Origin of the sequence: Jatrophihabitans sp. GAS493 (assembly GCF_900230215.1) — a bacterium.
GTDB lineage: Bacteria > Actinomycetota > Actinomycetes > Mycobacteriales > Jatrophihabitantaceae > MT45.
In genome coordinates this window covers 825455-846108 of sequence record NZ_LT907982.1, presented here as the reverse complement: position 1 = coordinate 846108, position 20654 = coordinate 825455, and the positions used below count along the sequence as shown (strand labels likewise).

General features: G+C 64.7%; 18 protein-coding genes and 2 tRNA genes. 9 read left to right on the top strand and 11 right to left on the bottom strand.

Annotation, left to right across the window (positions count from 1 at the left end; translation table 11 throughout):
* Nucleotides 1–19: 19 nt before the first annotated feature.
* From CPH63_RS03900 to CPH63_RS03875, 6 genes are all read left to right on the top strand, one after another.
* On the top strand, nucleotides 20–652 hold the full coding sequence (locus tag CPH63_RS03900) for a DciA family protein (RefSeq protein ID WP_096301657.1): 633 nt from the start codon (nucleotides 20–22) through the stop codon (nucleotides 650–652).
* Between the two features lie 405 nt (nucleotides 653–1057).
* Nucleotides 1058–3052 carry a DNA topoisomerase (ATP-hydrolyzing) subunit B gene (gyrB, locus tag CPH63_RS03895; RefSeq protein WP_096301656.1) on the top strand — a complete coding sequence of 665 codons (1995 nt, stop codon included), beginning with the start codon at nucleotides 1058–1060 and terminating at the stop codon, nucleotides 3050–3052.
* Between the two features lie 166 nt (nucleotides 3053–3218).
* Complete coding sequence (gene gyrA, locus CPH63_RS03890) at nucleotides 3219–5690, top strand: DNA gyrase subunit A (RefSeq protein WP_371364841.1); 2472 nt, start codon at nucleotides 3219–3221, stop codon at nucleotides 5688–5690.
* 3 nt (nucleotides 5691–5693) lie between these two features.
* Nucleotides 5694–6506: a DUF3566 domain-containing protein gene (locus CPH63_RS03885; RefSeq protein WP_157749262.1), complete on the top strand. Its 813-nt coding sequence runs from the start codon at nucleotides 5694–5696 to the stop codon at nucleotides 6504–6506.
* Nucleotides 6507–6603: 97 nt separating this feature from the next.
* Nucleotides 6604–6677, top strand: a tRNA-Ile gene (locus CPH63_RS03880).
* A gap of 147 nt (nucleotides 6678–6824) precedes the next feature.
* Entirely contained in the window at nucleotides 6825–7556 is a 732-nt protein-coding gene (locus tag CPH63_RS03875) for a polyprenol monophosphomannose synthase (RefSeq protein WP_096301653.1), read from the top strand.
* A 125-nt stretch (nucleotides 7557–7681) separates the two neighbouring features.
* Here CPH63_RS03875 and CPH63_RS03870 read toward each other — a convergent pair whose 3' ends face one another.
* Nucleotides 7682–8809, bottom strand: a complete 1128-nt coding sequence (locus CPH63_RS03870; RefSeq protein ID WP_096301652.1) for a geranylgeranyl reductase family protein — start codon at nucleotides 8807–8809, stop codon at nucleotides 7682–7684.
* 134 nt (nucleotides 8810–8943) lie between these two features.
* Here CPH63_RS03870 and CPH63_RS03865 point away from each other — a divergent pair, with 134 nt between their 5' ends.
* Together CPH63_RS03865 and CPH63_RS03860 are read left to right on the top strand one after the other, a co-directional pair.
* A complete protein-coding gene (locus tag CPH63_RS03865) occupies nucleotides 8944–9498 on the top strand; it encodes a DLW-39 family protein (protein ID WP_096301651.1) in 555 nt (184 codons plus the stop codon).
* Nucleotides 9499–9590: 92 nt separating this feature from the next.
* Nucleotides 9591–9663 (top strand) — tRNA-Ala (locus tag CPH63_RS03860).
* 92 nt (nucleotides 9664–9755) lie between these two features.
* Here the strand turns inward: CPH63_RS03860 and CPH63_RS03855 are convergent.
* The 4 genes from CPH63_RS03855 to CPH63_RS03840 form a co-directional block, all read right to left on the bottom strand.
* A complete protein-coding gene (locus tag CPH63_RS03855; RefSeq protein ID WP_197704562.1) occupies nucleotides 9756–10811 on the bottom strand; it encodes a site-specific integrase in 1056 nt (351 codons plus the stop codon).
* Nucleotides 10812–10891: 80 nt separating this feature from the next.
* Nucleotides 10892–11104, bottom strand: a complete 213-nt coding sequence (locus CPH63_RS23615; protein ID WP_096301649.1) for a helix-turn-helix domain-containing protein — start codon at nucleotides 11102–11104, stop codon at nucleotides 10892–10894.
* Nucleotides 11105–11121: 17 nt separating this feature from the next.
* The gene (locus CPH63_RS03845; RefSeq protein ID WP_096301648.1) at nucleotides 11122–12657 is read right to left on the bottom strand and encodes a replication initiator; all 1536 of its coding nucleotides are present in this window, start codon (nucleotides 12655–12657) and stop codon (nucleotides 11122–11124) included.
* 118 nt (nucleotides 12658–12775) lie between these two features.
* A complete protein-coding gene (locus CPH63_RS03840) occupies nucleotides 12776–13189 on the bottom strand; it encodes a hypothetical protein (RefSeq protein WP_157749261.1) in 414 nt (137 codons plus the stop codon).
* A 32-nt stretch (nucleotides 13190–13221) separates the two neighbouring features.
* On the opposite strand from CPH63_RS03840, the gene CPH63_RS22710 reads away from it, so the two are divergent.
* Nucleotides 13222–14736 carry a hypothetical protein gene (locus CPH63_RS22710; protein WP_206745640.1) on the top strand — a complete coding sequence of 505 codons (1515 nt, stop codon included), beginning with the start codon at nucleotides 13222–13224 and terminating at the stop codon, nucleotides 14734–14736.
* Here CPH63_RS22710 and CPH63_RS23610 read toward each other — a convergent pair.
* From CPH63_RS23610 to CPH63_RS03800, 6 genes are all read right to left on the bottom strand, one after another.
* Nucleotides 14711–14953, bottom strand: coding sequence for a winged helix-turn-helix domain-containing protein (locus CPH63_RS23610; protein ID WP_096301646.1), 243 nt, complete (start codon nucleotides 14951–14953; stop codon nucleotides 14711–14713). The two genes, CPH63_RS22710 and CPH63_RS23610, sit on opposite strands and share 26 nt — an antisense overlap.
* A 200-nt stretch (nucleotides 14954–15153) precedes the next feature.
* Nucleotides 15154–15969 (bottom strand): hypothetical protein, encoded by an 816-nt coding sequence (locus CPH63_RS03825; protein WP_096301645.1) that lies wholly within the window; start codon nucleotides 15967–15969, stop codon nucleotides 15154–15156.
* A 39-nt stretch (nucleotides 15970–16008) separates the two neighbouring features.
* A complete protein-coding gene (locus CPH63_RS03820; RefSeq protein WP_157749260.1) occupies nucleotides 16009–16980 on the bottom strand; it encodes a hypothetical protein in 972 nt (323 codons plus the stop codon).
* Nucleotides 16981–17887: 907 nt separating this feature from the next.
* Nucleotides 17888–18448, bottom strand: coding sequence for a hypothetical protein (locus CPH63_RS22540; RefSeq protein ID WP_172892154.1), 561 nt, complete (start codon nucleotides 18446–18448; stop codon nucleotides 17888–17890).
* 203 nt (nucleotides 18449–18651) lie between these two features.
* Nucleotides 18652–19545, bottom strand: coding sequence for a DNA-processing protein DprA (locus CPH63_RS03805; protein WP_096301641.1), 894 nt, complete (start codon nucleotides 19543–19545; stop codon nucleotides 18652–18654).
* Between the two features lie 524 nt (nucleotides 19546–20069).
* A complete protein-coding gene (locus CPH63_RS03800; RefSeq protein ID WP_157749258.1) occupies nucleotides 20070–20258 on the bottom strand; it encodes a hypothetical protein in 189 nt (62 codons plus the stop codon).
* Nucleotides 20259–20654: the final 396 nt, after the last annotated feature.

The window sequence follows — 20654 nt, the reverse complement described above, 5'->3', positions numbered from 1 at the left end:
ACCTCTAAAAGGTGCATTTATGGATAAGAGCCTCGTAAATGGTACGCCAGAGGAACCTCAAGGCAATCACCAAAACACCCCAGATGACCGCGAAACCGCCGGCATCGACGCCGAGATCGAGCAGTTGCAGGCGAACGGGCTAAGCGGTGGTGACCTGGCCCGGGCGGCGCTGGAGAGCGCCCGTCGTAGTGCCTCGGCCCTTCCCGCACCGATGGGCCGGGATGCTCGCCGACGATCGGCTAACCGGCAGGCGAACCGTCGCCGCGGCGGTTACTCCGGCAGCGGACCGGACGAACGGGACCCACAGTCGGTGGGCGGAATCCTGGCGAACCTCTTCACGGAGCGGGGATGGGATCGGCCACTGGCCGAGGCCCGGGTCTTCGCGGACTGGGAGAACCTGGTCGGGGCCGAGATCGCGGCCCGCTGTCAGCCGGTGCTGCTGCGCGACGGCGAGCTGAAGATCTCCGCCGAATCCACCGCCTGGGCCACCCAGCTGCGGATGATGAGCTCGTCGATCCTCAAGCGGTTGGTGGGCGAACTCGGCCCCACCGTCGTCACCAAGTTGATGATCACGGGACCGGTGGGACCGTCGTGGAAGCACGGCGCCTGGTCGGTGCGGGGGCATCGCGGCCCCCGCGACACCTACGGGTGAGCGGCATTAACCGCGCCATCAGCTGACCCTCGGCGCGCCGCCTCTTCCCCGGAAATTGCCGGTTTGGAGCATGAAACCGGCAACTGCGGGTGAAAAGCGGGGCGAACGCAACGCTGCGCCTCCGGTTGGACGTTCGCGTATCTGCCTGCGCCCCCCGCCCCGTAGACCGCTCAGAGGGCGGTTTGAGCGCTCACAATCACCAAAAATGCCGTCCCGATGCAGTAAGATGGAGCGTAGAAACGGGTCGATGCCTATCGCTGGGGCAGCTTGCAACTCTTCTCTCGCCCACTCAGCGGCTGGCTCGGCCCAGCTTCATGTCAGCAGCGGCTCGGTGCGCGTGTCTCAGCGCTCGTCCGGTGCCGGTGAGGCGCGCAAGCAGGCCGTCACGCAGAGAGTGGGAAATACGTGAGCAATGCCAAGGGCGACAAGCCGAGCTACTCCGGTAGTTCAATCCAGGTCCTCGAAGGTCTGGAGGCAGTTCGTAAGCGTCCCGGTATGTACATCGGTTCGACCTCGGAGCGGGGTCTGCACCACCTGGTCTGGGAGGTTGTCGACAACTCCGTCGATGAGGCCCTGGCCGGGTACGCCGATCACATCGTGGTGACTCTGCTGGCCGACGGCGGCGTCCGGGTCGTCGACAACGGCCGTGGCATGCCGGTCGACATGCACCCCACCCAGAAGAAGCCGACCGTCGAGGTCATCCTCACCATCCTGCACGCCGGTGGAAAGTTCGACGGCGAGTCCTACGCCGTCTCCGGTGGCCTGCACGGTGTCGGAATCTCGGTCGTCAACGCGCTCTCCTCCCGCCTCGAGGTTGAGATCGAGCGCGACGGCTACCAGTGGTCCCAGCCATACGTGAACCAGAAGCCGGCCGAACCGCTCAAGCGGGGCGAGAAGTCGAACAAGACCGGCACCACGGTCACCTTCTGGGCTGACGGCGACATCTTCGAGACCCTGACGTACTCCTTCGAGACGATCAGCCGCCGCCTGCAGGAGATGGCCTTCCTCAACAAGGGGCTGACCATCGTGCTGCGTGACGAGCGGACGAACAAGGTCACCCTCGAGGACGACGTGGCGGCCTCCGAGGCCGGCGCGGCCGAGAAGGCGGTCGAGGTCGTCTACTCCTACCCCGGTGGCATCGCTGACTTCGTCAAGCACCTCAACGGCAGCAAGACGCCGATCCACAAGACGGTGATCAGCTTCAGCGATGAGGACAAGGAGCAGCGCCTCTCGGTCGACATCGCCATGCAGTGGAACGAGTCCTACTCCGAGAGCGTGTACACCTTCGCCAACACCATCAACACCCACGAGGGCGGCACCCACGAAGAGGGCTTCCGGGCCGCGCTCACCACCGTCGTGAACAAGTGGGCCACCGAGAAGAAGATCTTCAAGCCGAACGAAGACAAACTCACCGGCGACGACATCCGTGAGGGTCTGGCCGCGATCGTCTCCATCAAGCTCGGTGACCCGCAGTTCGAGGGTCAGACCAAGACCAAGCTCGGCAACTCCAACGCCAAGTCCTTCGTACAGAAGGTCTGCAACGAGTGGATCGCCGACTGGTTCGAGCGCAACCCGTCCGAGGGTCGGCAGATCATTCTCAAGGCCTCGCAGGCCGCCCGCGCCCGCAAGGCCGCGCAGCAGGCACGGAAGCTGGCCCGCAAGAACGCCCTCGACACCATGGGCATGCCGGGCAAGCTCAGTGACTGCCGCTCCACCGACCCGCGCGAGAGCGAGCTCTACATCGTCGAGGGTGACTCGGCCGGCGGCTCGGCCAAGTCCTGCCGCGACTCGATGTTCCAGGCGATCCTGCCGATCCGCGGCAAGATCATCAATGTCGAGAAGGCCCGCATCGACCGGGTGCTGAAGAACACCGAAGTGCAGTCGCTGATCACCGCTCTCGGCACCGGCATCCACGACGACTTCGACGTCGCCAAGCTCCGCTATCACAAGCTGGTCCTGATGGCCGACGCCGACGTGGACGGGCAGCACATCACCACGCTGCTGCTGACCCTGCTCTTCCGCTTCATGCGTCCGCTCATCGAGGCCGGGCATGTGTACCTCGCGCAGCCGCCGCTCTACAAGATCAAGTGGAGCAAGGGTGCGCCCGGTTACGCCTACTCCGACCGCGAGCGCGACGGTCTGGTCAAGGTCGGCCAGGAGGCTGGCCGCCGCCTGCCCAAGGAGGACGCCATCGCCCGGTACAAGGGTCTCGGTGAGATGAACTCCAAGGAATTGTGGGAGACCACGATGGATCCGGCGCACCGCATCCTGCGCCTGGTCACCCTCGACGACGCCGCCACCGCGGACGAGCTCTTCAGTGTGCTGATGGGCGAGGACGTCGAGGCACGTCGCTCATTCATCGTGCGCAACGCCCGCGACGTCCGTTTCCTCGATATCTAAAGGACATTCTCGGCCGACTCGGCAGTGATCCGCCCCCCGTGCTCCAGCAGCGAGACAGCATTGACCAAGAAAGGCATGACCTCAGGTGACTGACACCATCGACGGCCCCCCGACAGGCGCTTCAGGCGACGGACCGGACGGGCCGGATCTGCCGGGTTCGGGCACCATCGCCGCCGACGACGGCGGACACGACCGCATCGAGCCGGTCGACATCCAGACCGAGATGCAGCGTAGCTACATCGACTACGCCATGTCGGTCATCGTCGGCCGCGCGCTGCCCGATGTTCGTGACGGGCTCAAGCCGGTGCACCGCAAGATCCTGTACGGCATGTACGACTCGGGTTTCCGGCCGGACCGTAACTACGTGAAGTGCGGCCGGGTCGTCGGCGACGTGATGGGTAACTACCACCCGCACGGTGACACCGCGCTCTACGACGCCCTGGTCCGGATGGCGCAGACCTGGTCACTGCGCTACACGATGATCGACCCGCAGGGGAACTTCGGATCGCCGGGTAACGACCCGGCCGCCGCGTACCGCTACACCGAGTGCCGGCTCAAGCCGCTGGCCATGGAGATGCTGCGCGACATCGACAAGGACACCGTCGACTTCATCCCGAACTACGCCGGCAACACCACCGAGCCGGTCATCCTGCCGGCCCGCATTCCCAACCTGCTGGTCAACGGCAGTGAGGGCATCGCCGTCGGTATGGCCACCCGTATCCCGCCGCACAACCTGCGCGAAGTAGCGGCCGGTGTGACCTGGGCGCTGGACAACCCCGAGGCCACCAGCGAGGAACTGCTGGATGCGCTCATCGCCCGTATCCAGGGTCCGGACTTCCCGACCAAGGGCCTCATCGTCGGGCGCTCCGGAATCGAGGACGCCTACCGCACCGGTCGCGGCTCGATCCGGATGCGCGCGGTGGTCGAGATCGAGGAGGACGTCAAGGGACGCACCATCCTCGTCGTCACCGAACTGCCGTACCAGGTGAACCCGGACAACCTCGTCGAGTCGATCGCAATGCTGGCAAAAGACGGGAAGATCGCCGGCATCGCCGACATCAACGACGAGTCCAGCGACCGCATCGGTATGCGCATCGTGGTCACAGTCAAGCGTGACGCGGTGGCCCGAGTTGTGCTGAACAACCTCTTCAAGCACACCCAGCTGCAGACCACCTTCGGCGCCAACATGCTGGCAATTGTTGATGGTGTGCCGCGCACGCTGCGGCTGGACCAGTTCGTCAGCCACTACGTCGAGCATCAGATCGAGGTCATCGTCCGGCGCACGCAGTACCTGCTGCGCAAGGCGGAGGAGCGCATCCACATCCTGCGCGGCTACCTCAAGGCACTTGACCAGCTGGACGCGGTGATCGCCTTGATCCGCGCCTCGGCCTCAGCCGAGGAGGCCCGCGGTGGCCTGATGGAGCTGCTGGAGATCGACGAGATCCAGGCCGTCGCCATCCTCGACATGCAGCTGCGTCGCCTAGCCGCCCTCGAGCGTCAGCGCATCATCGACGAGCACGACGAGATCGCGGCCGAGATCGATGACTACAACGACATCCTGGCCAAGCCGCTGCGGCAGCGGCAGATCATCCGCGACGAGATGAACGAGATCGTTGAGAAGTACGGCGACGAGCGGCGCACGGTGCTGGTGCCCTTCGAAGGCGACGTCTCGATGGAGGATCTCATCGCCGACGAGCAGGTGGTCATCACGATCACCCGCACCGGCTACGCCAAGCGCACCAAGACCGACCTCTACCGCGCGCAGAAGCGTGGCGGCAAGGGTGTGCAGGGAGCGGCGCTGAAGACCGACGATCTGGTCGCGCACTTCTTCGTCGCCTCCACCCACGACTGGATCCTCTTCTTCACCAACAAGGGTCGGGTCTACCGGGCGAAGGCCTACGAACTGCCGGAGGCGAACCGCAACGCCCGCGGCCAGCATGTGGCGAACCTGCTGGCCTTCCAGCCGGATGAGACGATCGCCGACGTCATCACGATCCGCAACTACGAGGTTGCGCCGTACCTGGTGCTGGCGACGAAGTCCGGTCTGGTGAAGAAGACGAAGCTCACCGACTTCAACTCCAACCGCACCGGCGGCATCGTCGCGGTAAACCTGCGTGAGGACGACGAACTGATCGACGCGGCGCTCATCTCGGCCGACGACGACCTGCTGCTGGTGAGCCGTAACGCGATGTCGATTCGGTTCAAGGCGGACGACGACACCCTGCGCCCGATGGGGCGCGCCACCTCCGGGGTCATCGGCATGCGGTTCTCCGGCGAGGATGTGCTGCTGGCCATGGAGGTTGTCAACAACGAGGACGTCGAAATCCTCGTGGCGACCGAAGGTGGCTTCGCCAAGCGGACCCCGGTTGCCGAGTACCCGGTCCAAGGTCGAGGCGGAAAGGGCGTTCTCACAGCGCGTATCGTCTCTACTAGAGGCGGCCTGGTTGGTGCGGCGGCGGTTAGCCCGGACGATGAGATCTACGCGATCACCTCGGACGGCGTCGTCATCCGCACCAAGGCAGCGGAGGTACGGCGCGCACAGCGTCAGACGATGGGAGTTCGCCTGATGAACCTCCCGGACGGCGTCAACCTCTTGGCTGTTGCCCGTAACGCTGATGAGCCGGACGAGCAGGAGTAACGGATGACGCAACCGCCAAGCGGAGCGGCAGGCTACCCGCCTGTCCCAGGCGCGACGGCTGACGATCTGCACGGGTTGAACATGTCGGACGAGGATTTCGGTGAGCCACGCCTGAGTGGCAAGCCGGCCCGTTCGGCGCCGGGGGCGGCGCCGACGCCACCCCCGCCGGCAGCTCGACCGGCTACTCCCGCCGCAGCACCGCAGCCGCGTCCAGCCGCCCCGGCAGCTCGGACCGCCGCGCCGGCCTCCCCGGCCTCCACGCCGATCGGTCCCTCCCGGCCGACGGCTGCGACTCCGGTTGGTGCTGGCGCTGCCGCTGCGGCCGCGACCACCGTTACCCCGCCGGCCCCGCGCCCAACCGGCGCTCCGGCTGGAGCAGCCGGGTCTTCCGTACCACCGGGGACGCCTACCGCGAGCGGAGCCCGTCCGGCCGCCGGCCGTGGGTCGGCGCGTAGCCGCGGGCCTCGTCGGGCTCGCCTGCAGTTGCGTCACATCGACCCGTGGACGGTGCTGAAGTTCTCCTGCGTCTGGGCGATCATGTCGTTCTTCGTCTGGCTGATCGCGGTCGCCGTGCTCTACGGCGTGCTGCAGGGCGCCGGCGTGGTGAGCAGCATCAATGACACGGTCACCAAGATCAACGGCACCGGTTCGTCGGCGCCGATCACCGCGTGGCGGGTGCTGGGTGGGGCGGCCATCCTCGGGGTGCTCAACGTCATCCTGTCGATCGCGCTGGCGACGATCGGATCCGTCGTCTACAACCTCTGCGCCGACCTGGTGGGTGGCGTCGAAGTGACCCTCTCCGAGCTTGAATCCTGAGGTCAGTTTTGAGATTCACGTCTCCTCCGGCACCGTCGGGCCGGTACCGGTTTGAAGTCTGAGGCACCTGCCCGGTAGGGTGACTCTTCGCGTCTACGGGCCTGTAGCTCAGTTGGTTAGAGCGCATCCCTGATAAGGATGAGGCCGGAGGTTCAAGTCCTCCCAGGCCCACCGTAGAGGTCCCGCCGCGTGCGGCGGGGCTGCTGTCAGTCCAGCATCTGTGGAACCTGAGACGACGTCTAGTTGCAGACGTCGGGCCGGTCGGCCCTGTGTAAGAGTTGAGCAGCACGCTGGCCGCAGAATCGCGAAGGAATGACTATGAGTGACGTCCCGCCCAAGGTTGTTGTCGTCGTTCCGACGTACAACGAGCGGGAGAACCTGCCGGTGCTGGTGGCCCAACTCGAGGCGCTGCGAGTCCCCAACCTGCACGTCCTCGTGGTCGATGACAACTCCCCGGACGGCACCGGCGATATCGCCGACAAGATGGTGGTCGAGTCCGACAACGTCCACAGCGTGCTGCACCGCACCGAGAAGAACGGTCTCGGCCGGGCCTACGTCGCCGGCATCACCCAGGCACTGGCCGAGGGAGCCGACATCGTCGTGCAGATGGATGCGGACCTATCGCACCCCGCCGACGTCATTCCGCTGATGCTCAAGACCCTGCAGGACCCACAGACGGCGGTCGTCATTGGGTCGCGCTATGTCGAGGGCGGCTCGGTGGCCAGCGAATGGTCGGGGCGGCGGAAGGCACTCTCGGCGTTCGCGAACAGTTATGTGGATGCCATCCTGCGCCTGAAGGTGAAGGACGTGACCGCCGGATTCAAGGCGTGGAAGGCGCAGACGCTGCGTGACATCGAGGTGTCGACCATCCAGAGTGATGGCTACGCATTCCAGGTCGAGATGAACTACCGCACGATCAAGCATGGTCTGAAGATCGTTGAGGTTCCGATCAACTTCGAGGAGCGAGCCAAGGGCTCGTCGAAGATGGACTTCTCGGTGCAGGTCGAGTCGGCGTTGATGCCGTGGAAGCTGCGCTTCGGCAAGCACTGAACTCGGTGCGCAGCGCTACCTTTCGGCCTTGCGCGTCTTTCACCCTTGCGGCCTTGCGGCCGAAACTTGCGATCTGAAGGCGAAAATCGCGAATTCCGGGTGAAAGGCGTGCGAATTGGCCGCCGCTAGAGGTCGGTGCCGCGGCAGAATTCGGCGAAGCGTCGCCAGGCCGCCGGCAACACCCAGATGGCTACATGCACTAGCCACGGGCCGCGGTTGAATATCCGCAGCTTCCGAGCCCCCGACGCCATCTCGGCTCCGAGAACCGTCACCACCTGGCGGCGGTACTCAGCGGTCGCCTGGTGCACCGCCTCCTCGTCGGCCGCGCCGGCGACCCGCGCCGCCGCCGCGCCGGCCCACGCCCCGCTGCGCAGCGCATACGAGATTCCCTCGCGGGTGAGTGGCTCCAGCAAGCCAGCGGCATCGCCGGCCACCAGCACCCGACCGCGGGACAGCGGCGAGTCATCGCCGCGACACCGGGTCAGATGCCCGGAATCGTGAGTCGGCTCGTAGCCCGTCAGCCCGTGCTGCCTGATCAGGTCGCGGTAGTAGCCGCGCAGGGCCTCACCCGAGCCGCGGGCGCCGATCACCCCGACGGTGAGCGTCTCGCCCTTGGGGAAGACCCAGCCGTAGGAGCCGGGCAGCGGTCCCCAATCGACGAGCACGGTGCCGCTCCACTTGGCCGCTACCTCCGCCGGAACCGGGATCTCTGCCTCGAGGCCCAGATCGACCTGGCTGAACTCGACACCGACGTAGCGTGCGATTCGGCTGGCGGACCCGTCGGCACCGACGACCGCGCGGGCCCGCAACCGGGTTCCGTCGGCCAGGGCGAGGGTGACGGCATCGAGTTGCCCGGTGATCGACTGGACGGCGGTGCCGGGCCGGAATTGGGCACCGGCCAGCGTCGCGACCTGGGCGAGTGCTTCGTCGAACTCGGAGCGGTTGACCAGGGCGAGGATCTCACCCTGGCCGTCACGCCGGGTGCGCCGCCAACGACCATTGAGGGTGAAGAGGATGGTGTGGACGCTCTGCCGGACTGGGATCTCGAAGCCGGCTGGAAGGGCACCCCGGGAATAGCCGATGAGGCCGCCACCACAGGTCTTGTAGCGGGGCATGTCGGCCCGGTCGAGGAGGATGACGCTCGCGCCTGTGGCTGCGGCGGCGCGGGCCGCGCTCGACCCGGCCGGACCGGCGCCGACGACCGCCACGTCCCAGACGTACTCGGAATTATCGGCGGTTGGGGCGAGGTCCATGACGCTGCCGACGATACCGTCACGTCACCCGGAGCCCGCTCCGGCGATGGGGAGACTGCCCCAACGGGCGTGGCCGGGTGCCGATAGTCTCGACAACTATCCCCCAGAACCGACGGAGTGGAAGAGGTATCGCGATGAAGAAGTCCCTCACCCTGGTAGTGGTGGCGGTCGCAGCTGGCGTCATCCTGCGCAAGCGTCAGTCGGGGGCCGCCGATGCGGCGATGTGGCGTGAGGCGACGTCCGGACCGGCTCCCTCCCGCTCGGCCGCCACACCGACCAAGCCGGCGACGAAGCCCGCCGCAGCACCGGCTGCCGCGGCGGAGCCGGCCGAGACGGCGACCCCGGCGCAGGCCGAGCAGGCGACCGTCGAGTCAGTGGCCGCAGCGGAGCCGACCCCGGCCGAGCCGACGACCGCAGAGGCGGAGTCGGAGCCGGAGAATGCGCCCCGGGTGGGCGCGCACGCCGCCGCCGATCCGGCGGAGGAGTCGCTCGCCGACACCACGGTCGTCGCCTCCGCACCACAGCCCGTTCCCGCGCCGTCCGAGGAGCCGGTGACGCTACCGGCGCCGGAGGCGCAGCTGAACGGATCAGCGCCCCAGCCACTGCCCGCTGAGAGCGCCGCACAGGAACCGGCACCCAAGCCCGGACCGCCGAAGGGTGCGTCGGGTAAGGGTGAGAAGAAGGCCTAGCGCCGATCGGGTCACGGCCGGCAGCGGTCGTGACCGGAGGCAATACCGGGTAGCCTGTTAGGGCACCGTGGCCATCACGGGCAGCGCCACCCGGGGACGTAGCTCAATTGGCAGAGCACTGCCTTTGCAAGGCAGGGGTTAGGGGTTCGATTCCCCTCGTCTCCACCCACCCGCGGGCTCCGAAAACGCTGGCCTTCACTGTTCGAATTATTTCGGCCTCCCAGCGATAAGTGCTTTCGTGCCACGTACGTGCCACATCAGACGGTCTCCGGGGCGTCATCGCCCTCTGTTTCGGCCGCTTTCGAGGCTTCGATCTGCTCGCTGATGTGGTCAGCGATGGCCTGCCCACGACGGCTGGACGAGTGCAGATAGATCAGTGCCGCGCGGGTGCTGGAGTGGCCCATCCGGTCCATCAGATCCCGCAGCGTCGCTCCACTCTCCGCCGCCAGCGAGTTGCCCGTGTGGCGCAGATCGTGGAAGTGGACTTGCGGAACCTCCGCCGTCGTCAGCGCCTGAATCCAGATGCGGCGAAAGTTCTGCCGGCGTAGGACGCCACCGGCCGGCCCGACGAAGACGACGCCATCCCGACCGGACTCAGAGAACTTCTCGAGGTGCGCCTTCAAGTCGGGCAGCATCGCAGCGGGAATCGGCACCACCCGACGACCGGCCGCCGACTTCGGCTCCTTGAGCTTCAGCCGTCCACTGCGCAACTCCGCCTGAGACCTCCGGACGGTCACGAGCCCGGCGGCCAGGTCCAGATCCGACCGGCGCAGCGCCGCCAGCTCCCCGAACCGCAGACTCGTGAACGTCGCGAACAAGACCAGCACCCGGAAGTGCGCAGGGACCGCATTGGCAGCGGCGAACACCTCGGGCAAGGTCAGCACCGGCCGCTCTGGTGACTGCTCAGCACCGCCGCCCTTGATACGACACGGATTGCGACGGATCATCCCGTCATCGACCGCCGTATTCATGATCGTTCGCAGCAGGCTGTAGGCCTTGGCCACCGACGCGTGACCGACGCCCTGGTCGAGAAGCTCCTTGCGCCAGCGACGCACCCGGGCCTCACGCAAATCACCAACGAAGATGTCACCCAGCAACGGAACGATCTGTCGCCGAAGGGCACTCTCGTAACGCTCCCACGTCGTCTCACTCAGGCCGGGCCGCTCGTTCAACCAGTCGGTTGCGTACTTGACGATCGGCACCTCACCAAGCTGGATGTCGATCCAGTCGTCACGGGCCATGTCCGACTGGGTTTGGACCAGGAACAGCTCGGCGTCCTTCTTCCGGCCGAAGGTCGTCGGCGCCGAGCGCATCAGTCCATCGTCACCGCGATACCGTGCCTGCCACCGACCAGACGGCAACTGGCGGATCGTCCCGAAGCCCCGCTTCTTGGTCATGCGGCCCGATGGCCACGCGACGAACGTCGGGCCACCGGCTGCACGGTCTGCGCCTGGACGTACTCGTCAATCGCCGACTCCGGTATCCGGATGTGCCGGCCAACGCGAACGAACCGAATCCGCCGCTCAGCGATCAGACGCCGAGGAAAACGCGACGTCGTCCCAAGCACCGACGCCGCCTCATCAACAGTAAGCAGTCGATCAATCACCTTTGTATCTCCTCCATTTAGGCCGCTGTTGCGGCGGGTTGGTTGGTTGCCGAATGACTGTCCACAGGCCCTGGTGGGCCGGTTGCAGCCAATGCTTTGGCCTGCTCGTATTGGGCTTTCCACGTCCTGTGCTGGATGAGGGCGTGGCCGATGACGGTTTGGTAGTCGGCTTGAGTGACGTCGATCGGTTCCCACCGAAACCGGGGCAGCCCGTCGTCGCTGAGCTGGTCAGCCGCACACCGGTCCCGGTCCTGCATCTCGATCCCGGCCTCAGCCAGCACGGCACGAACGATCTCGGCCCGGTCGGCCTTGTGCTGGTCGAGGGTTTTGCCGGTCCATTTGCGGGACACGAGAACCCGGCGGCCGCCGAGGCCGAGGTGCTCGGTGTCGTGGGCTTTGCTGATGCAGCGGCCGGGGGTGAGCCCGGGGCCGGGGTCGGCGGGTTGGATGCCGTAGCGCAGCCAGTTCGCGCATTTCGGTGAGCAGGGCAGCACCCGGATCTCCGCGTGCAGACGGTTGAGGTGGGCTTGGCGAGCCGGGTCGATGTCGTCGGGGTCGTCGTAGGTGTCGGTCATCGACTTCGCCAAATACTTCGTCAGATACCGCACTGCCCGGTCTGCATCCGGGGAAGGGGCGATGATGCCCTGGATGTCGACCTGCTTCCCGAGACGCACGACGTGCATCGGCCTTGCGTCCGGGTCAACATCAAGGTCGTCGAGGGCGTCACCCCAGGTGCGTAGCGCTTCGCCGGTGATCGGGTCGACGTAACCGCCAAGGTCGCGGTCCCAGACGGGCATCACGTCCCCGTCCTGGTAGACCGGTTCGTCGGTGGAGGGCCACCAGACCTGGTGGTAGGTGCCGGCGGTGACTTGTTTGACCAGGGCACGGGGGATCGCTCCCCGGACGGCGGCGTGCAGGTGCGGGGCGAGTCGTTTCTGGGGTTCGACGGCGGCGAAGTATTGGACTTGGTAGCCGGAGGCGCGGCGGAGGTTCTGCACCCAGCGGTCGATCACTTTCGGGAACAGCAGGGCGTCAAGTGCGGCGCGGTGGTAGTCATACGTGCGGGGGTTGACCGGCACCCCAGTGCCGGGGCTGATCTTGCCGTAGGAGGGCAGGGTGAGGGTGATGAACATCGACGGGCGGAACACCTTCCCTTCCCGCCCGATGAAGGAAGTCCCGACGGTCCGATCGTCGATCGGCAGCCGGGGGAGGTCTGGTGCGTCTTGCCGGCGACGGGTAGACCGCACTCGACGCTCACCCACTTCCTCGGAGTCGTCGGCGCCCTGGTCGTCGCTGGGGTTTCCCGTTTCTTTGTCGGGGAGTTCGTCGGTGAGGTGCCACCCTTCGGTGCATTGCTGCATCCGCAACCGGCGGGCCTTTTCGGCGCACGGCACACACCGAGATGCCTGGGTGGAGCCACAGGGGAGGATCACGACGTTGGCGTGGCCGGTGTCGCGGTCGATCAAACGACGTAGCAGCGGCCGGACGCAGACCCCTTCAGCTTCGGCCAGATCATGCGCAAGCCGATCCGTTACCCCGGTGCTCTTGGTCATCACGCCGCGCCAATGGGGGAACCGGCCGTCAAGGTCATGTTGACAACAGGCGGCGCGCCAGCGGCCGGTGCACCGTGGGGCAGGTCGAGACGGAATCGGATCAGCAGCGGCCCGGCCATCAGTCTGTACTTCCTCGCCGTTCTCCTGGCGCGAACCGAGACAAGTACCGGTCGGCCAAGACTTCGCAGCCACGCAGGAATCGAGCAGCGTCGATGTCCTGCCGGCTCGTCGATACGAGGGTGCGGGCTTCGTCTTGGATCTCCCACACGCCCCGACCGATCACCGCAGCGAGCAACGACTCCTCGGCCTCGGATTGAGTGAGCGCGCTCGGCGTGTCGCCAGGGTCAATGCTGATGTAGAAGGCGCTCACTAACTCCTCCCGTGACAACGCAACCGGGACCAGGACTTGGAGCACGGGGTTGCCGATGTGGTCGTTGGAGGGCAGTTCACGGAGTAACCGCTCTCGCAGCTCCGGAACCATCTGCGATTCCGCCAGCACCGGCCGCCGGCTATGGACTACAGAACTAACCATCTCGATCTCTCCCTCGTCGTCTGCGGGCGGGCATGTCAACCAGCCAACTGGTACACACCAGTAGCGTACAACTGGTACACACCAGTTGGGAAGATGACTTCACGTTTGGTGTGCAAGTTCTGCTCGCAAGTCCTAGTGAAGTACGGTGCAATCAGACAAGCGATGACCTAGCAGTGCATCGTCAGTGCACTCAGCTCACCGGACATGACGAAGGGAGGCGGATCGTGGTCGTTCACGTAGTTGATGTCTGGACTGGCCAGCGGGCGAATGCGCTAAAGACGGCTCTTCGCCACACCAACGAATCGTTCGCCGCCGAGCTGGGCACCGCCGTGCGCACGATCGCCAAGTGGAACGCAGAGGCGAAGATCGTTCCAAGTCCGGAGATGCAGAGCGCGTTGGACGTGCTTCTATCCCGCGCAAGTGATGAGGAACAGGCACGTTTCGAACGGCTGGCGGCAGCGACGCAGCCCCACCTCTCGGGGCAGACGGCAGACGATCTGGATTGCCTGAATGAGCCGGCGTTCACGCCTTTGCTCGACTGGTTGCACGAGAACACGTCCGCTCACGAACTGAGCGTGGAGGCCAGAGTCGCCAACGCAGTAAGCGCATTAGACCCCCATGATCTACGCGAAAACAAGCGGCTACGCAGCCGTGTCACGCGAGATCAGATTGCCACCGCAGTCGCCGGCCTCTACCACGACAGATCAGAAGATCGTCATACGTGGAACGCAAGAATCGACGGCGAACCGATGCGGACCAGCATCCTCACCAGGCCTACATGGTGCGACCTACGACAGCCCCTCGGTGAAGCCGAATGCTTCCGCATCGACACCAAACTTCCACCCGCGCCACACGAACTCGGGCTGGCGACGGAGAGTGCCGCGATACGCCGAGTCGCTGAAGTCATCGCAACCGATGCGCGCCTCTTCAACGCGGCGCTGTACACGCTCAAGTCCGTTGACATCAGTCCCGGACACCTGGCTGGAACGGTAGCCCTCACGGACTTCATCGACTACGCATTCACCTCCGACCTGATGGAGCAAGAACTCCTCGACGCACTCGCACAACACCCACAGGTCGAACTCGACCGATTGCCGCTACGACAGGCCTACCTGCAGGACACAGACTCGGCATTCGATATCGCCAGTCGCAACTGTGCCGGCGGAACACTCGCTCTGTTCGCGGCCGCCCGACCGGCCAACCGGCGCGGACGTGGAGCTGACTACGTCATGCTCATCCAGGAACGTTCAAGCGATGTCTTGAACTCCGCACGAAAACTGTCCGTGATTCCGAAGGCGTTCCACCAGCCCCTCGTTGACTTCAGCGATGATGCCCACCTGGCCGCGACCCTGGAGCGGGAAGTGGAGGAAGAACTGTTCGGCCGAGAGGAACTTCAACTCTTCGACCGCACCGCTCGGCCAGTCGGGAGCACCACCCTCGCCCGACAAGGCGACTACGCCACCTGGGGACCCGGCATCGACCACTCCTGGCAAGCCGAAGAAGACACCGTCGTCGTCACCGTTAGGTGGCCTTCGCTGGCTTCCTAGCCTTCGGCCGGGGGCAAACGAAATAACCCCGACCATGCTGCGGCTCGATAATCCCCTGCGCCGTCAGCTTCGTCAGAACCAAGCGCACAGTCGTCCGACTCGACGCGTGACGCTCCGCCAACACACGCTCAGACGGCAGCTTGCTGCCCGCGCCTAGCTCGCCGGTCTCGATCATGCCGAGCAGCGCCTGCTCTATCCGATCCGAGATCTCGCCCACCAGACCAGACTACAAGTGCCCTGCAGACTCGATCCCGGACACCACGGTCGCGCAGTCCGTCCGGTTCATCTAGCTACTCTCGCCGTGACAGTCTTGGGATCGCTCTTAAGCCGGGCGGAGGCCTTTGCTCTTCGATAGCGGCTGCGAATCGACCTCCGCGAATCGCATGCTCGTCGGTCTGCAGCGCAGTCGTAATAGCTTTACCGCGCTATAGGTGGTACGTCTCCTTTCGAATTCGCCCCGCTGTGTTCGCCGGGCTCCGAGGACCCGAGTTTTGCGTCGGCCTGCTCGAATGGGCCGTCCGGCCCGCAGATGAACTTCTTGATTGCCTCAACACGAAGACGCTCGTGCGCCCGCCAGTCCGGCCAGCACGAAAACCCGATATCGGACGCGTAGCTGTCCCCCCGCGCAAGGGCCGCGTCGGAGATCAGAGGGAAGGTTCCGGAGCCAGTGCCCCTTGCCGTACTGAGCGCTGCCTGCACGCCCTCGTTGTCGTGCCCAAGGGCGCAGCGAGCAACGGACAGAATCGCGGTTTCGTGAAGGACTAAGAGTGCCCACGTCTCTCGATACCGCTGCTCGATCCACTGTTGAACGACGACGGGCGACGATGATTGCGGCATCTTGTCGAGCGCCCTATCGTCGTGCTCGCAGTCGGCCATTACGCGTGCCTCATCGACTTCGAAGTCGAGTGAATGGCATCCGATCAGACTCGCGACACCGCCCGAGCGCGTCACGATCCAAGTTCGCGTCGGGATGTCGAGCTCAGCTGTGAGCCGCGTGAAGGTCGCGGGAGGGGCGCCGGGTAGATCGATTTCATAGTCGGCCGGTGCCAGCTCCGTGGACGACGGGTCGAAATTGAAGCTTGTTGTTCCGCGAATTTCGTAGTCCCAAGGGGTAAGGCTGATCGCGACGCTCGCAGCCCCAAGGAGCTTGGCTGCGAGGGCGTGACCGGCCTCGTGGAGTGCGTCGATTACCTCGTACTGCTCGTAGTCCGAGTACCAAGCCGAAGTCCCCACAACAACACAGTAGAGGCTGCCTTACGCCGAATACTAGTGTCACATCGGTCGATCACCCAGGAGCTTCGAGATCATAGGGAAGGTTCGTTGAAACGCGTAGGTGCGGCCTGCTTCCCGTAGACGCTGATACGGATCGATCTCGGGACCCCTTAGATCGATTTGAGGAGGGATGCTGTGATCCGTCGTCCCAGTCGAAAGGATAGGCAGGGCACGTTCTGCAAGGTAAGAATGCAATAGCCATATCTCGCGACCAGGTGGCTGCCACGAACCAGTTGTTGGCCTGCGAATAGCTGCGTATGGGTTGAGATCGAGCACTGCGGTAGTGCCCGCGCGCACGGAATATAGATCAGTCCCGGCAACGAGCTCGCCATCCTCCGGCGTGTGTTGTTCGATCTGGTCGAAGCTTACGGACGAGGTGGTGACAACGTTTCGTGCAGCGGACAGAACAAGGCGGCGATGCTTGTCGTTATTCGAGTAGGCCTGCAGAAGCAGCAAAGGGTGGTCGCCCGGTCCGGGATGCCGACTATCCGCATTGGTACGCGACATCACGAAGTGGGTCTCGTGTAGATCGTTGAAGGGCTGAAGCTGAAAGATTCTATGGCCTATCTCCGCGTCTGGCGCCATTTCCGCAAGCGGCGCGCGTTGGACCCACCTGTCAAATTTCTCTCGATCTTCGTAGATCGGGAAGTTGACCCTGTGCGCGACGCTCTCGGGGATGCTCTCCTGGCGGAAATCCTCGATCAATGCAAGTACTGCGTGATCCAGCGTTGACCGCAGCTGATTGATAGCGTCTCCAAGCACTAGCGAGAGAATCGGCGGAATCGGATCAATTCCGCGAAGATGTACGAACTCTCGGCCGTTGGCGATTCGCGACTCCAAATGCAGAGGACCTTTAGACGACCAGCCGATTGCGATCGTGAAGATCTCCCAAGCCAACTCGTCAGCGCGCGCCAGCTTGTACGCAACCGGGACTAGTGAATCGGGTAGCCAATCGGGTGGCGACTGAGACATTCCACGATGGTACGTCTTACCGGGGGACGAAATCATGGAGCGCGGTCTGACGTTGCAAGCCGCGAGCGCTGTAACTCGCAAGGGGCACTGGGGGCATGACGGACCACTCCCGAGGCTGCAGGCTGTACCTACCAGGAGCCGTTCACTCGCGGCCCTGCTCACCTGTGACAACATCTGAACAATTGGCTGCGCTGGTTGCCCACGCGTCGCCAACGAGACGCCGGAACTGCGATAAGTTCCACGCAAAGCGAAGGGCACCTCCGGGCGTGCCAATGGAACTCTTGACCGCTATCTCTTGACTCGTTCTGTGTCTTCTGTCATTGCCGAGTAGACCTCTTGTAGATCAAGGCGGCCTTCGGCCGCACGGGGCCTGCGTCGGCTCCCTGCGGGCGGCGCTGGCGCGCCGTCCTCGTCCGCCGCCACCGACCCCGCCCGTCAGAAGCCACCGACGACGAGATCAATCCACACAGCGTCAACACGATCAAGTCGACGATCACCACGTCGTCGAGCCGCACCGCCACGCCCGCCCGTATGCGTGAGCCGATTCCGGACCCGGAGATGGAACCGGCGCTCACGGCGATCACCGTCAAGTCTGAGCGGCATCAACCAAGGAGCGCCGGGGGCGCACTCACTCATCGCACGACATGGAGCTACTTCAGGTTCAGGCGCTCACGTAGTACCACGGCGGACCCTTCGGGCCGGATGTCAAGGGTGAAATGCACAGCCCCGAAAAGCATGGGGCCGCCCTTGACACCCGGGTACCTCCGCCGTGGTCCCTGAGGTGTCCGGGCAGGTATAGGAACCACCTGCCCACACACCCAACCAGGGGATCACGTGGGGGAGTCAGGGCTGATGGGTGCAACCACGAAGTCCGGGCGGCGTCCGGGGAGTCATCGGCTGGTGCGCATCACGGACGCACGTTGCAGCTCGTCCACGACCAGGGACGCCCACGGTGGCTCTCCATCCAGGCTCGATTGTCTCCGTAGTCGAGCGTTATCCACCTGCCGATGCACAGGATGCCAACTGGTCCAGCGCCGGCCATCTTGAGTGCGATACTCGCCGATTGCGCGTGCGCGCCAGTGGTCCAGGTGTCATCGATGATCAGGACGCTGGTGCCCTCCAAGTTACGCGCGGCGACGTATCGACCGGGGCTGAACTCCCGCTGACCGACCGGCACAGGGCCAGGCAGAAGCAGCATCTCGAATCGATCCGCGGAGCCGACGACAATATCTGCGACCAACACTTGCAGCGGATGGAGGCCGGGCCTGCCGCTCGTCGTCGGCACCACGGTGATCCGGTCGAACTGCGCGATTCCAACAGAATTAGCTAAGCATGCTTCATGCATGGAGAGCCATTGCCACAGGACGGCCGAGAGGCCCCGAAGACGCGGAAGCCGCAATCCGTCAGGCACAGTCGGGCGCTTGTAGGTATAGAGGTCCCTTGCCACCTGCTCGCGGGTAGGTGCCATCGACACAAAAGAAACGACGTCGGCTACGCCCCCGCCGAACTGATCTACCGCCTGCTTACATGGAAAGCATCGCGGGAACGCTGGATCGAGCGGGCCGTGGCACACCTCGCATACGTCAAAACCTAGCGGCGGTATAGGAACCAGGAAGTTGGCGTACGGAGCTGCAACGGCGGCAACCGTGAGCGGCCGAGGTGGTGGGCTACTCAATGCCAGACGAGTTCGTCAGCGACGGCCAAGCGGGGAGCGAGCTGATCAAGAACATCCGTCGCAGTCCGAACAACCACCGCGCCCCGAGTTACGTAGCCTTGCGCCCAATCGTGGCGAAGCAATGACTCGTGGAGGAACACCGGTCTGCCATGTTCGAGTGCGAGGCGCGCCTGCATACGCGCGCCGCTCTTCCACTCAGCCTCGATCACCACGGTAGCGGCTGCAAAGCCACTCATCACAGCATTCCGCATGGGGAATGAGAACTTAGTAGGAGGCGAGTCGGGCCAGAACTGTGAGAGGACAAGATGATCCCGACCGATGGTCTCTTGGAGTGCTCGATTTTCGGCTGGGTACGTCTTGTTCAGTCCCGTCCCGATCACGGCGACCGATCTTCCTCCCGCAGCCAATGCGGCAGTGTGGGCCGCGGTGTCAATGCCCGCCGCGAGTCCGCTCACGACGGTGACGCCACGCAGCGCGAGCCCGTCGGCGATCGATGCAGCACGGTCGAGGCCCGCGCTCGAGGCTTTGCGGGTGCCGACGATGGCTACGCCGCCGGCATCGGAGGTGGATAGCTGGCCGCGATAGGTCAGTAGCGGTGGGCGCTGATGGATGGTGAGCAGCTGCTGCGGATAATCCGGATCGAGGAGTGTTACGACGTGGATACCCTCCCCCTCCCAGCCAGATAGCGCCGCCTGCGCAGCCGTCATCTCATCGTCCTCGGGAGCCGAGCCGACGGAGGCAAGTAAGTCCGTCTGGATACCTACGCCGTCCTGACGTAGTACGTGGATCGCGCTACCAGCCCGTTCCACCTCGTCGGCGATAGTCGGCCAGCTGGCCTTCGGGCGCGAGAGGAGACATACCAGAGCGGCGGCTTCCTCTCTGCTGTCCATAGGTGCAGCGTAGTTGACGGGACTAGCGTCTAGCCGTCTCGGTGGCCAATTTTCGACTCTCAATTCGGTTACCCCCGTGAAACGATTCCCCATCTAATCGTACATGTGAGCGAGTCTAGCTTCAAGCATTTAACGCGGATCGGTCGCGGACTCGATTCGTGCCACGCACGTGCCACATCAGGCAGTTCTAGAGGGTGAAATGGGGCCTCGGGCGGTCCGGTCTCTCGCCCGGGGCACGAGTAAAACCCTGGATTTTGGGAGCCTCACGGTCACTCGACTAGGGTTTGCAAGGCAGGGGTTAGGGGTTCGATTCCCCTCGTCTCCACCCACCTACAGGCCCCGGAAACGCTGGCCTTCGCTGTTCGCTTCACTCTCGGCCGCGAGAGAGTTGCCCAAGTGCGCAGATCCTGGATGTAGACCCGCGGAACTTGCGCGGAGTCGAAGGCCGGTGGCGCGCCCGGCTCCGGCCAGTCCCACACGCTGACCGCGGCAGTTCAGGTCGACCGCGACTGCCTTGCGTGCACTTACCGGGTCTCGCGCACCAGGTTCAGGGCGGCACGAGGCGCCACGCCTGCTGCCCGGTAGGCAAGGTAGTCCAGCCCCTGCTCCACGGAGAGATCCTCTCTGTTCGGATCGACCACCTGGACACCGTCAGCCCAGTTGACCACAGCAAACACGACGGACGGGCTGCCTTTCACGGCCACGTCGACCAAGAACGCTCCCGGTGCGACCGACTCCGCACGGATAGGGCGGACCGAAGTGTCGCTCGGTACCCCCTCGCACTCGAGGCGCCGACGTACCAGGGCTGCGAACAAGTCGCCAGATTCACCGCCCCACACGTTCGGACCCGGGGGAATCTTCATCGCACCATCATGCCGTTTCAGAACATCCTCTATTCGGCAGGTCCGGCCAGCCTCACGCACCATCGACGGCCTGTGCGCGCGTCGCCGGACCGAGTCAGGCGATTCCACCGAGGTCGAATTCAGTGGTGCCCTGAACAAAGAACGGCTCCGAGATCTCCTTGCAGAGCGTGGCTTCAATCCCGACGCCTACAGCCTCCACGGTGGCCACCCCTCAGAGAAATACGTCCTTGACGATCGGCGTTCCGA